Origin of the sequence: Sphingomonas alpina (assembly GCF_014490665.1) — a bacterium.
Taxonomy (GTDB): domain Bacteria; phylum Pseudomonadota; class Alphaproteobacteria; order Sphingomonadales; family Sphingomonadaceae; genus Sphingomonas; species Sphingomonas alpina.
The window spans coordinates 1396695-1410246 of the sequence record NZ_CP061038.1 but is presented as its reverse complement, the minus strand read 5'-3'; the positions used below and the strand labels follow the sequence as shown (position 1 = coordinate 1410246).

The following is a 13552-nucleotide window of genomic DNA, read 5'->3' as shown; positions in this document are numbered from 1 at the left end:
CCAATCCATCTCGCGGGATCGCCCCCGCCCGCTTTCGCATATGCCTGGCTGGCTTGCCATTAATGCGAACGACTCGCAAGTACTGTATGATGCCTGCCAGGACAATTTTTGGCTCGATCCGTTCCTGTTCTGCACCGGAACAGGATGACCGGTTCAATAAAAGGCCAATCTACAGGTGATGGCATCAACGGGCGAGCCGCTGCACTCTCCGCTGCCGGGTCGGCTTGCTCATCGAATTACCTCGGTCCGCTCGGTATTTTCCCGCACCTCTTCGGGATAGAAATAGATTTTACGCAATTTCTCGTTCGAGAAGAGATCGAGCTGATCGCCGGCATGGACCGAATCCTCGCGGCTGGTATTGCCATAAGGCAGGAGCCCCGACGCACGCAGCCTGTCGCCGAACGAGACGATCGCGACGAAGCTGTCTCCGCCACTCACCACTTCCTTTCCGTCCGGCGCGGTCGAGGACCAAGTCGCACGGAACGAACCGAGATGGACCGGACCACCGGAGGCGGGCAGGTCATGGGCTCCGCGCCGGAGGCGGATCGCCTCGCCAAAGGCGATGTCGATCCGGCCATAGCGCGCTTTCACTGCCGCAGCCGCTTCGGCGAGGAACCGCACCGCCATGGTCGGATCGGCCAGGCCGGCGGGTGTGGCAAGCGGACGGTTCGGATCCCATTGCGTCGCATATACGCTGTTCCCGCCATGCGCCCTCATCCGGCGCTCCCATTCCGCGAAAAGCACAGTGCCCCGGCTGTCGGTATGCGCCGCATGATCCCAACTGGTCAGGACGCGCACCGCCTCGACGACATCGGCATCCCCGGATATCCGCGCCGCCGCCAGCAGGTCGGGAAGGATACGGTCGGCGAATTCGAGCCGGTTCGAGCGCTGCATCGCGACGAGATCGTCAAAGCTGATCGACGTGCCGGCGAGAATCTGGCGCAACGAGTGCTGGGCGCGCCAGTCCATCACCTCCGGTGGTGCGATGTGTGCGGCAAAGTCGCGCGGATCGAGCACCGCCGGCGATGCGGTCGCCCAGGGCGGATCATTGGCGTTCTGGATGAAGCCGCCCGGCGGATCGCGGAAATGCGGAATGGCGCTGTAAGGGAGCGTCTCGTTCCACAGGAACTCGGAACGATCGCCCGGGATGATCCCGCCCCAGAATGCATGATCACCCTGTTTCCGGTCGGGAAAGCGCCCGCCATACAGATAGTAGAGACTGCCTTTCCTGCTCGCATAAACGGTATTGAAGAAGGGCATTTGCATGCGGCTGCTCGCGGCCTCGAACTCCCCGGCGTCTTTTGCGGCCGCCATGTCCCAATATTGCTGCAGCATGCCGAAACAGTCGAAGCCGGCAATCCGTAGCGCCAGCCCCTTTTGCCCCTCACGCCGGATGACCGGGCCATGGACCGAACGTTCGATCACCAGCGCACGATCGGTCAGCCTGCCGTCCGCACCGCGCACTTTCAGCGTCTCGACGCTGCGCTCGAGCGGTCGCCAGCCACCATCGAACCGATAGCGGTCTCCGTCGAGCGTCAGGGCGTAGAGATCGGCACCGTCGAACTGATTGACGGTGTGGGTCCAGCCGCCCTGCTCACCAAAGGCAATGCCGAGAAAGGGCATGCCGACTTCCGCGGCGCCATAAGCGTTCGACGATGGGAAGCTCAGCTGTGCCTCGAACCAGGTATAGAGATCACTCCATGGCAGGTGCGGGTTCATCAGCAGCATCGCATGGCCGTCGGCCGAGCGGGACGGCGCAATGGCATAGCCGTTCGAGCCATTCGGCAATGCCTCCGGCTTTGCGGACGACACGTCGGCAAGCGGCACTTTCATCGCCATGCCGATCGTGCTTCCGGCGATGAAGGTCCGGTGCACGATTTGCTGCAGATGCATCAGCGGATCGGCCGAGACGATTGGCAACACCGCCCGCTTGTCAGCCGCGATGCGTTCGGGGTGTGCCCTGGCATAGGCATTCATGCCGGCGACGAACGCATCGAGCTTGCGCCGCTGATCCGTCGGCAGCGCGGCCGCCCATTCGCGTCCGCGCGCAGGGATACCCAACTGGCGGATCACCGTGTCGGATGCGATATAGGCCTCGCCCCAATATTCCGCGGCACGGCCCCGCGCGCGGCCATATAGTGTCAGGATGAGATCGCCATGGGCCTCCATTTGCGCCCAGCCGAACGCCTTCATGGCCTGTTCCTGATTGTCTGCCTGGATATGGGGGACACCCCATTTATCCCACTGAATTGTGGCGGGCCCTGCCAAAGCCGGATTGGCGAAGCCTGCAATCAGGCCAAGACCAAGTACGAGATTGAGGATGCGTTTCAAAACACTCTCCCTGATTGCAACGGTTTCAAAATGAGCATCGAAGAAGGAAGATCGTCCGTCTGATGGACGACAGCACTAGATGACCACGCGGTAGATCGAGCCTTCCGGTGAATAGCAGGCGAGCAACGGAAGCCGCTGTGCGCCAAGATCCAGGATGTAGCGTCGCTGCCGGTCCGCGATCGTCACCACATCCTCGACGAGCGAAAATTGTTTCAGCCGCGCTCTCTGCTCCGGATTGAGGCGAGCGATCTCATCGGTCGCGACCGGCAGCGGCAGGCGCGCAAGCTCCGGAGCGAGGGACGCCGCATCGACTGGCTTTCCATCGACCACGAGTGCCTTGAGCGCCGCGGTCAGCCCAGGCGCACGATCAGGGATCGCCGGACGTGCCAACGGCGTGCGGCCAGGCCATTGGCGCTCGGTCGCAGCCATTCCGAACGGGACCATCGGTGCCTCGCCCACCGCCATCAGCATGAGTGCCAGGTCGCCCGCCGGGGCGCGAAAATGATAAGCACGAAAACCCGGAACACTCCCGGTGTGCATGAAGAACGGCCGGCCCGCGCCGTCGCTCTCGATCCGCCAGCCCATGCCATAGCTGGTGGAGCGCCCGGTGTCGAAGCGCGCTGCGGTAAACATGATCTCCTTGCTGCGCTGATCGAGCAATGCCCGACCGCCGAGCGCGCGTTCCCATGCCGGCACGTCGCGCGCCGACATCAACAATCCACCGGCGCCGACCGACGATACGCTGCTGGACATCTGCATCGCGCGACGGAAGGCACCGTCGCGCCGGATGAGCGGCTCGGCGCGATTGGGGATGATCCCCTCCCCGTCATCGGCGCGGCTGTCGATCAGGCCGTGAGGGCGGAACAATGTATCGGTGATGTGCCGGCCGTAATCGTCGCCCGTCAGGTTCTCGATCACATGGCCGAGCAATACATAGCCGACATTCGAATAAACCCAGGCCTGGCCCGGAGCCGCCACCGGGGTCAGCGCCGCACTGAAGGCGCTGACCTTTTCACGCGTGAAAGGGCGATCGAAATCCTGGCCATCGAAATTGCCCGGCAGGCCACCGGTGTGCGTGAGCAGCTGATAAATCGTCGCGCGCGACCATCCCGGCGCGATACCCTGCACATAACGCGACAAAGGCGCATCCAGCGCGAGCTTGCCTTGTGCCGCCAGCCGCAGGATCGCCACCGCCGTGATGTGCTTGCCGACCGAGCCGAGATGGAAAAGAGTGCGATCGGTGACCGGGACGCCAAAGGCTTGGCTGGCCTGGCCGAGCAGAAGCGTGTCGATCACCCGACCACCGGCCATAGCGACCAGCGCCAGCGCCGCGATGCCCGCGGGCTTGATCGCCTGTGCCGCCGCGTCGCTCAACGCCGCTGACGGCGGCCACCCCGCCGCGAGCGCCTCGAACGCGGCAAGCCCATATCCGGCGAGTGCAGTGCCCAGCAGGCCCCGACGGCTCATGGCAATGGACGCTGCCCGCGCCTGATTCATGTCATACCCCCAGCACCGATGATAACGAGCGCGGCTCTCATCCGTCTTCGGATTAACATTATCGTGAATATATTATATTATTGAGTCAAGCATCATAACCACGCCGGAAGATCGCTTGCAGCAGCATCGCGACTCGCCGTTCGAGCGACTCGGATTCCCTATCTTTCTCGAGAAAAATCCGCTGTACGGCCTGAGACTCCCCCCTCCATGAAGCCGCCCCAAATCATTGCCGATGCAGCGTTTTATGCGGCGCCGGCCTGCCCACGGCGTCGCGTTGACATTGTCACGGTAATAATTACACTTTGATTTTCGCGCATCCGGCCATGACATCCGCAAGGGGGCTTGGAAAAAAGCGGAGCGTGGCAGGAGGTACTCGTCAGAAGTTCACGAGCGAAGGGGATAAAGATAATGAACACCATGGTAAGGCGCGCAATCGCCTTGACGCTGATGACATCGGCCAGCGTCTTCGGGATCGGCGCCTTTGACGGCGCGGCATGGGCGCAGGAAGCGCCTGCGGCGGAGGAGCAATCGGACGGCGTGGACGCCAGCGACATTCTGGTGATCGGCCGCGGCTATGAAAGCGGGTTCGCCGGCGAAAAGGCGCTGGCCTCGATCCGCGCCACGCCCAGTTCCGTTACAATCATCGATTCCGAGCGGATCGAGAAACAGCGTCTGATCACGCTGGACGATGTGCTGAAACAGACTGCTGGCGTGACGGTGGTCCGCAACGTGTCGACCTACCCGCAATTCTACGCCCGCGGGTTCCAGATATCGAGCTTCCTGTTCGACGGCACCCCGCAACAGGGTTTCGCCCAGGCGCCCTATTCGATGCCCGATCTCTTCCTCTTCGACCATGTCGAATTCCTGCGCGGCCCGTCCGCACTGTTCAGCGGATCGGGCAGCCCCGGCGGCAGCGTCAATCTCGTGCGCAAGCGGCCGAAACAGGAATTCTCGCTCACCAGTTCATTCAGCGCAGGCTCGTGGAATTTCCTGCGCGCCGAAGTGGACATCTCCTCGCCGCTCAACAAGGACGGCACGATCCGCGCGCGGGCCGGCGGTATGGTCCAGGACGCCGGCGAGTTCATCGACAATTACCGCAAGGACCGTAAGCTCGGCTTCCTGTCGGTCGATATCGATCTCGGAGCCAAAACCACGTTCAGCGTCGGCGGCTATTATGACGACTATAGCACCACGATTCAGACCGGACTGCCCGCCGATGCGACCAACGGATTGCTCGACCTTCCGCGCAACACTTATCTGGGCAGCGACGACAACAAGGTCCGTACAAAACAGGCGCAGCTTTATGCGCAGATCAACCATGAATTCAGCAGTCGCTGGAAGGCGCGTGCGACGGTTCAGTATAATGATCTGAAGCGCGACGAATTCTATGGTTTCGTGCGCGGCCCGGTCAACAGCGTCAACCAGGGCGTTCTGAATCTCGAACTCTATCGTGGAAAACACAAGGCCGACGCGGTCTCCGGCGATGCCAGCATTGTCGGTGAATTCGACCTGTTCGGCAACACCAGCGGCATCATCATCGGCGGCGATTATCAGCGATCACATTGGAGCTTCGCGTCGAACTATGCCAATCCGGGACCTCCGCTGACCGTCGATATATTCAACCCGCGACCGGTCGTGATGCCGGCGTTCCCGCTCGGCCCGACCGGGGCGGATTTTTACGAAGGCGCCGAAACCAAGGAGCAGTACGGCTTTTACGGTCAGACGCGCCTCAAGATTCTGCCTTCGCTGACATTGGTCGGCGGCGGACGGATCGGCTGGGTGACCTATACCGCGCAGGACTTCGACCTGACGCCTAACGGCATCTACAAGGTCAAGGGCAAAATCTCGCCCTATGCCGGGATTGTATACGACTTTGCCGACAAATGGACGCTGTATGGCAGCTATGCCGATGTGTTCGAACCGCAGTCGGCATTCGACAGGAACCAGAACCCGCTTGGTCCGGTCAGCGGCACACAGTTCGAAGCCGGCATCAAGACCAATTTGTTCAGCGATCGCTTTCTCCTGACTGCGGCAATCTACCGGATTCGGCAAAGCAACCGAGCCGTCACCGACCCGACCGATATCAATGCATCGATTGCGTCTGGCCTGGTCGAAGGCAAAGGCTTCGAGATCGAACTGAATGGCCATATCACGAAGAACTGGTCGATCAGCGGCGGCTACAACTACAACGTCAACAAGATCCTGTCGGACACCAACCCCGCGCTGGTCGGCACGCAGATCGCACCGGTGACGCCGAAACACAGCGTCAAACTCTATACCGACTACAGCTTCGCTGAAGGCAGCACGCTCGCCGGCCTGAGCATCGGTGGTTCGTTCACGCTCAACGGAAAGCAACGTGGCACTGGCGTCGAACAGCCCGGTTACTTCGTGGCCGACCTGCATGCCGGCTACGATATCTCGGAAAGGTTCAGCGTTTCGCTGAACGTGAACAACATCTTCGACAAGAAATATTACAGTGAAATTCGGGATACGCGATTCAGCAACTGGTACGGTGCACCGAGAAGCGCCTTCGTTGCCTTCAAGATCAAATATTGATGTCGGTTTGCGGGGTGCCGCCCGGGCACCCCGCATTTTTTACACGAACATCGCGCTCGAAGCTCAGCCGGCATAAATTCAGGAACAATCGATGGCATCCGTTCACTCCGTGGAAGAGCTCAGAGCGAAATTTACCGATAGTACGATCATTACCGACCTGATTTTCGTGTACGAACCGCCGATTGGAAACGATGGCGCGCTCTTCCAGCATTATGCCGACGTTGGATTTGATTTCATTCAGTGCCACCCGGCCGGGGACGACCATAACATATCGCAAGCCATTCAGCGGATCGCGCGAATGCGGCGCGACATATGGATGCGCAGGGACAAATGCGTTCTGGTCGAAGTGGTCGATGACATCCACTGGGCCAAGAAGGCCGGCAAACTCGCGGTCGGCATCCAGCTGGAGGGGTTCAGATGCCTCGAGCGCAATCTGGACATGATCGATATCTATTATGCCCTCGGCGTCAGGCTGTGCCACCCGATCTTCAACATCACCAACTCGATCGGCGGAGGCTGCGCGGACGGCAATGATGTCGGGCTGACGCGCTTCGGGCGCCGCGTGATCGAACGCATGAACGAAGTCGGCATGGTAGTCGACGGATCGCATGCCGGGCATCGTTCACAACTCGATATGATCGAAATCTCATCGGCGCCGGTCGTCTGCACGCATCACGGCGTTCATGCCCTCTATCCGCATATCCGCAATCTTACCGACGATGTGATCCGCGGATGCGCGGCGCGAAACGGTGTCGTGGGGATTACCGGTGCCGGTTATTATCTCGGCGGGATGCCGTCGCCCGATCTGTTGTTCCGGCATATCGATCATGTCGTACAGATGGTCGGCGCGGAGCATGTCGGGCTGGGCCTGGACTGGACCGCCGACACGGGTCGCCTGGAGCAGGCATTTGCCGCCGCCCCCGATGTGTGGGGCTCGCTCGACCAATGGCAGCCAATTGCATTTTGTTCGCCGGATATGCTCTGGCCGACGGTAATGCTGATGGAGGGCGCCGGATATGGCGACGAAGCGATTACCGCGATTATCGGCGGGAATTGGCTGCGTGTTGCCAATGCGGTGTGGAAATAGGCGATCGCGATCGAGGAACGGCAGCATGTGCACCGGGAGTTTTCTGAAAGCGGCGATGACGGCGCTGTTGCTGACCGCGGCCGCTCCGGCCGTCGCGGCGCCGGATCAGCATGGGCCGATCATCTTCGATGGATACCATCGCGGGATTCAGGTTTATGAACTGTCGATCGCGCAGGTCGATGGCCAGGAACGCTACACGCTGAAGCGCAAGGATGTGCGCCGAAACATCTGGAATCCAGCCGTCACCGTCAGCGCGGAGGACCTCGCCAAAAGCGCCAGCGCGCTGCCGCTCGACGGCGCGGTAAAGGTGTTTCCAAGCTTGCTCTCCAGGCTTGGCGCCGTGGACTGGAGCAAGCTCCAGCTCGCATCGATCCCCGGCGAAACCACCGTCTATGCCCGACAAAGAACGCTCCGCAAGACAGTCGATGGCGCCGCCGCCACGGCCGATTATTGGGGCGCGAAAGACGCCAGCGACCCGATGGATCTGGTGATCGGTTCGAACAATGACATTCTCGCCGCGATCGACGTCAACGCCGACACCGTGATGGTGAAGCGCGGCTATGAAGCCTTCACCACCGTCGCGGCATGGCGCGATCCGAAAGTCTCGCAGCCGCGTTACGGCTATCGCGCGCTCGACCTGCAGATGATGCCGACGCGGTCGGGCGTCCGGCTCGCGACGCGCGTCTATCTGCCCGACGGCGACGCCAAGGGCCCCTTCCCCACCATTCTGGTGCGCAATCCTTATGGCATTTCCAGCCTGATCGATCGCTATGAGCAATATGTCGTGCGCGGCTACGCGGTGGTCGTGCAGGCGGTGCGCGGGACCGCCTATTGGGATCCGGAATCAAAGTCGGAGGGCTCGTTGCGATTGCAGGTGCAGGAGCCCGATGACGGCGCCGACACCCTGCAATGGGTAACGAAGCAGCCCTGGTCGAACGGCTCGATCTGCATGCAGGGCCTGTCCTATCACGGCTATACCCAATGGGCCGCGACGATGGCGCGCAATCCGGCGCTGAAATGCATCATCCCCGAAAGCACGCTCGGCACCGCCTTCGGCGATCAACCCTATATGGGCGGCACTTTCGTTGAAGGGTCACCCTTCTATCTCTTCTGGATGCTCGGCAAGAAATTGCTGCCGGGACGCACCTGGCCCGATGTGCTGCGCCACCGCCCGCTAAAAGACATGGATGTCTATGCGACGGGCGAGGATCTGCCGCTATGGAACGCGACCGTCGCGCATTCGCGCAACGATGACTATTGGCGCGGGCAGGACTGGTTCCAGGGCGATCACCCACGCAATTTCGCCAGCTTCTCGATCAGCGGCTGGTTCGACGATGATTTCGCCGGGACGCGCAGCACCTGGGCGATGATGCAGAAATACGGCACACAGCCCAACCGCCTGCTGATCGGCCCGTGGAAGCACAGCTATAATCACGACCGCGCGCTCAACGGCTACAGCTTCGGGATCGATGCACTGCGCGACGATATCTGGCTGACCAAGCAGAAATGGTATGATCATTATCTGAAGGGCGTGGACAACGGCGTCACCGACCCGGTCGTGCAATATTTCGTCCTCGGCAGCAACGAATGGCGAACCGCCAGATCCTGGCCGCCCGCCGAGGTCCAGGCGCAGAACTGGTATTTCCACAGCAGCGGCAATGCGGCGCTGCACACCGATGACGGCCGGCTCACGCCGAGCGAGCCGAAAAGCGCCGAGGCACCCGATGCCTATGTTTATGACCCGGCCGATGCGCCGAAGAACTGGTACACGTTCGACCTGATGGGCGACTATCAAGACGTCCAGACTTTTCCGTATGATTTCAAGGATATCGAAGCACGGAGCGATGTCGCGACCTATACCAGCGCACCGCTGGCGCAAGACCTCACCATCGCCGGCAATATCAAGCTGGTCCTTTACGCCTCGGCCGATGTCAAAGACACCGACTGGTGGGCGCATATCAGCGACGTCGCGCCCGACAATTCCTCGAAGCGACTGAGCGTCGGCGTGATCCGGGCCCGCTTCAGGAAGCTGGACGATAGCGACTATCAAGTGTTCGGCAGCAACTTCACGCGCGAAGATTTGTTGAGCGGCAGCCTCAAGGACATTGTCCGCTACGAGATCAGCCTGCGGGCCATCGCCAACACCTTCGCCAAGGGCCACCGCATCCGCATTGCCGTGATGAACGCGCAGGAGAATTACTCCTTCCCGAACTCCAACACCGGCGGCGACGAAGCCTTGGTCGTGAAGAGCATTCCGGGCCGGATGCGCATCCATCACAGCAGCGTGGCTGCAAGCCATGTCATCCTGCCGGTGCTGCCGGCCGCAAAACCATGATCGACTCTCAGGGAGACCGAATGACCAGGACATTTCGTATCGGCGTTATCGGCCTCGGGCTGGTGGCGACCGAGCATCTCGCCGCCTATGCCAAGCTCGACAATGTCACCATCGCGTCGGTCTGCGATGTACGCGATGCCGTCGCGGCCGACTGGGGTGCGCGGCTTTCGGCCGAAGCGTTCACTGACTATCGGGCCCTGCTCGCCAAAGGCGGTATCGATCTGGTGCTGGTGCTGACCCCGGCATCGAGCCATCGCCCGATCGTCGAAGCGGCGGCGGCGGCCGGCATCCATATCCTGTGCGAAAAGCCGCTCGCCGTCACATTGGAAGACGGCGAGGCGATGGTCGCCGCCTGCACACGGCATGGGGTCAAGCTCTTCTATGGTTCGATCTATCGCTATCTGCCGGCCGTACGAACCGCCTATGGCTTGATCCGCGAAGGCGCGATCGGCGACATCCAGCTGATGAGCGAGCAGATGATCGGCGGCAACGGCGCGGCGCGCTATCGCCAGCTCGATCCATCACATTATCCCGATGGCGGGCCGGGCGGCGCGGGTATGGGACTGGTCGACCACGGCATCCATCTGATCGACGTCTTCTCCTGGTATGCAGGAGCAGCCCCGATCCATGTTTCGGGAAGCGGCCAGATATCCGGCAAGCCGCTGCAATCGGAATATCTGGTCATGACCTTCCCCTCGGGCGTGATGGGCCATTTGCTGTACAATGCCGGCACTTACACGGCGGCTTTGCCCAATGAGGGCATGTTCAGCGGCGGGATGAGCTGGCTGACCGATGGCAGCCTGGCTCCGGCAGGCACCTGGCTCGGCGAGCCCGGTTCGATCGCGATCTACGGCACGACCGGCACGCTCAGGATATTCCATTTCGCCAATGCACTGTTCCTCAACACGGGCAACGGGCCGCGTCAGATTCCACTGGAGGGGCGCCCCTGCCCGGATCATTTCGCGACCCAGCTTGAGGATTGCCTCGACGCGATCGCGCATGATCGCGCGCCGGCGATCGGCGGCGAGGATGCATTGCACGCACTCCGCACACTTGGCGCCGCTTACGCATGACGACGCAAAACTCCGAAGGACTCCCCGCAATGACCAAGATTGAACTCGGCACGATGATGAAGCGCCTTCGTGACGAAGCGCTCGCCGCAGCACCGGCCGATTGTCTGGAGCCAATGGAGGGCGTGGTCACGCAAATCGACGGCTTTCGCTGCACCGCGCGTTTCGGCGAGCTCGAAATGGGTGTCGACGAACCGGTCATCTTCGGCGGCACTGGCACAGCGCCCAACCCGGCCGAGGTCGCGCTGGCCGGCCTTGGCGCGAGCATCCAGGTCACCCTGCTGTGCTATGCCGGCTATCTCGACATCGATGTCGGCGATTTGCAGGTGAAACTGTCCGGCGCTCTCGATGCCCGGGGTTTTTTCGATATCGATCCCACCGCTCCGGTCGGCTTTTACGATATCGATGCCCGCGTCTCCTTCACCGGCAAAGCTTCTGCCGCCGAGCTTGCGCAACTGTTCGCATGTGTCGAAAAATGCTGTCCGGTGCTGGCCGTCTTCCGCGAGCCGATGACGGTGAACCTCTCCTTCGACCAGCGCGAAAGCTGAGGCGACGCCTGGAAAGGATGCCCGTTGTGAGAATATTGCTGCTGCTGACTTCATTGCTGTTCGCGGTGCCGGTATCCGCCAGCGAGGCGCCCATCGCCAGCCCCCGACTGGCTGCCTTGCAGGCGCAACTGGATGGGCGGAACGACGGCGGCGACGTCGCGGCGTTCTGGGCGGATGTGCGAGCGAAGGGTACGCCCTTGATCGAACCGGTGGCCGGTGAGCCGGCTCAAATGACCCTCACCTTCCTGTGGCGCGAACCGACCGACCGCGACCATATCGACCTGGGTGTGTTCGGCGTGTTCAACGCCACGCCGTGGCAGACCGGCGACCCGCTGATCCGGCTGGCGCATACCGATATCTGGTATCGCAGCTACCGCGTGAGTGCGGCACTCCGCGCGCAATATATGCTGATCGGGCGCGATGGTGCCGCGCGCGGCGCAAAACCCCAGCGCGCATGGTCACACACGGACGAAGCAGGCCGCGACAGGGATTTCGATCTGTTTCTCGATCCACTTAACCCGCGCACGATCGACGATGTCTATTTCCTGCCGCACAGCCGCGAGAGCATCTTCGACGGGCCAGACGCGCCGCGCGAGACCTGGCTCGCCCCGAAACCGGCACGACTGCACGGCAGGATGATCGACCTGACGATCAGGAGCGCCGTTCTGGGGAATGAGCGCAACCTCGCAGTCTATGTGCCCGACCCGAGTTTGACCAAAGGCAAGCCACCCGGACTGCTCCTGCTGTTCGACGGCCCTTCCTACCGCGCAGCCGGGCGGGTACCGGAAATGCTCGACCGGATGATTGCCGCCGGCGCGATCGCGCCGACAGTGGCGGTGATGGTCGACAGTATCACATTGGACAATCGCGAGAAGGAGCTTGCGCCCAACGAGCCCTTTACCCGTTTCATCGCCGAGGAGCTGATGCCGATGCTGCGCACCCGCTTCGGCCTGTCTGGCGATCCGCGCAAGACGGTGATCGCAGGCGCGAGCCGCGGCGGCCAGAGTGCCAGCTTCATCGCGATGCGGCATCCCGAATTGTTCGGCAATGTCATCGCCCAGTCGCCCGCCTTATGGTGGGGCCCTTCCGAAGCGGATATGGACACGCATTGGCTGGCGCGCGCGTTCGAAAACCGGGATCGCCTGCCGATCCGTTTCTATATCCAGATGGGCACGCTCGAAGACGCCAAATCGATGCTGGGCACGGCCCGGCATTTCCAGGAAATTCTGCATTCAAAGGGCTATGACGTTACCTATCGCGAATTTGTCGGCGGCCATACATTCTTCAGCTGGCGCGCCATCCTTCCCCCAGGCGCTGACCGCGTTACTGCCTGCCGAAGAACGCCGGGCTGAAGCGGTCACCGAGGGACGGCATGCTGCGGTTCCTTGATCTGTTGCTGCGCAATAACTCTATGGCGCTCGGACGCGACGCACTGCTATAGCGGCATCGGTAAAAATATCGTGCGGATAATGTAAATGGCTCGTCCAAGACTGGATCACAACGAACAACGCGAAAGGATCGCGCGCGCCGCTTGCGACGTGATTCTGGAGGTCGGGTTGGAGAATGCCCGGCTGGCCGAGATCGGCACCCGTGCAGGCGTGACGACCGGCGCCGTCCAGCATTATTTCAGAAGCAAGGAAGACCTGCTCTTCTTCGCCAAGAACCATGTCTACGACCTGTTGATGGACAAGAGCCGGGCGATGCCGGAGGAAGGCGCCGGCGCCGAGCGGCTGTTCTTCATCATTCACCGCCATCTGCCGACCAGTGGCGAGCGGATCAAGGCGAGCCGCTTGCTCGAAGCGTTCAGGGGGCGCGCGATCGGCAACGCCACGTTGCTGCGCAGCCAGCACAAGCGCGATCGCATTTTCCTGGACATGCTCCATCACGAGATCGAGCGACTGAAGGACATGGGACTGACGCACGCCGACCTCGACATCGAGAAGGCAGCGCTCGGCTTGAACGCAATGCTCGATGGCCTGGGCTGCATCGTCATGGCGTCCCCCGGCGGGTTCAAATCGCTCGATCTGGCTGCGATCGTCGAAGACTATGTCTGCGCCACGTTCGGCGTGCCACGCCCCGCAACGGATGCGGCACCGATACCCAAGCGCCGCAAGGGCGCTTGAGCATC

The 13552-nt window shown here is 61.7% G+C and carries 10 protein-coding genes; 7 read left to right on the top strand and 3 right to left on the bottom strand.

Going from position 1 to position 13552, the window contains the following annotated elements; all coding sequences use genetic code 11:
- Positions 1-228: 228 nt before the first annotated feature.
- Entirely contained in the window at positions 229-2331 is a 2103-nt protein-coding gene (locus tag H3Z74_RS06455; protein ID WP_187763115.1) for a penicillin acylase family protein, read from the bottom strand.
- A gap of 75 nt (positions 2332-2406) precedes the next feature.
- The gene (locus H3Z74_RS06450) at positions 2407-3798 is read right to left on the bottom strand and encodes a serine hydrolase domain-containing protein (protein ID WP_187763114.1); all 1392 of its coding nucleotides are present in this window, start codon (positions 3796-3798) and stop codon (positions 2407-2409) included.
- A gap of 438 nt (positions 3799-4236) precedes the next feature.
- Here H3Z74_RS06450 and H3Z74_RS06445 point away from each other — a divergent pair, with 438 nt between their 5' ends.
- Positions 4237-6384 carry a TonB-dependent siderophore receptor gene (locus tag H3Z74_RS06445; RefSeq protein ID WP_187763113.1) on the top strand — a complete coding sequence of 716 codons (2148 nt, stop codon included), beginning with the start codon at positions 4237-4239 and terminating at the stop codon, positions 6382-6384.
- On the opposite strand, the gene H3Z74_RS24335 is transcribed toward H3Z74_RS06445, so the two are convergent.
- Positions 6374-6748, bottom strand: a complete 375-nt coding sequence (locus H3Z74_RS24335; RefSeq protein ID WP_229727123.1) for a hypothetical protein — start codon at positions 6746-6748, stop codon at positions 6374-6376. The two genes, H3Z74_RS06445 and H3Z74_RS24335, sit on opposite strands and share 11 nt — an antisense overlap.
- Here H3Z74_RS24335 and H3Z74_RS06440 point away from each other — a divergent pair.
- From H3Z74_RS06440 to H3Z74_RS06415, 6 genes are all read left to right on the top strand, one after another.
- A complete protein-coding gene (locus tag H3Z74_RS06440; protein WP_229726929.1) occupies positions 6683-7471 on the top strand; it encodes a dipeptidase in 789 nt (262 codons plus the stop codon). The two genes, H3Z74_RS24335 and H3Z74_RS06440, sit on opposite strands and share 66 nt — an antisense overlap.
- A gap of 25 nt (positions 7472-7496) precedes the next feature.
- Entirely contained in the window at positions 7497-9806 is a 2310-nt protein-coding gene (locus H3Z74_RS06435; RefSeq protein WP_187763111.1) for a CocE/NonD family hydrolase, read from the top strand.
- A 20-nt stretch (positions 9807-9826) separates the two neighbouring features.
- A complete protein-coding gene (locus H3Z74_RS06430) occupies positions 9827-10879 on the top strand; it encodes a Gfo/Idh/MocA family protein (RefSeq protein ID WP_187763110.1) in 1053 nt (350 codons plus the stop codon).
- Between the two features lie 29 nt (positions 10880-10908).
- Entirely contained in the window at positions 10909-11424 is a 516-nt protein-coding gene (locus H3Z74_RS06425) for an OsmC family protein (protein ID WP_187763109.1), read from the top strand.
- Positions 11425-11450: 26 nt separating this feature from the next.
- Entirely contained in the window at positions 11451-12776 is a 1326-nt protein-coding gene (locus H3Z74_RS06420) for an alpha/beta hydrolase (protein WP_187763108.1), read from the top strand.
- Between the two features lie 123 nt (positions 12777-12899).
- The gene (locus H3Z74_RS06415; RefSeq protein WP_187763107.1) at positions 12900-13547 is read left to right on the top strand and encodes a TetR/AcrR family transcriptional regulator; all 648 of its coding nucleotides are present in this window, start codon (positions 12900-12902) and stop codon (positions 13545-13547) included.
- Positions 13548-13552: the final 5 nt, after the last annotated feature.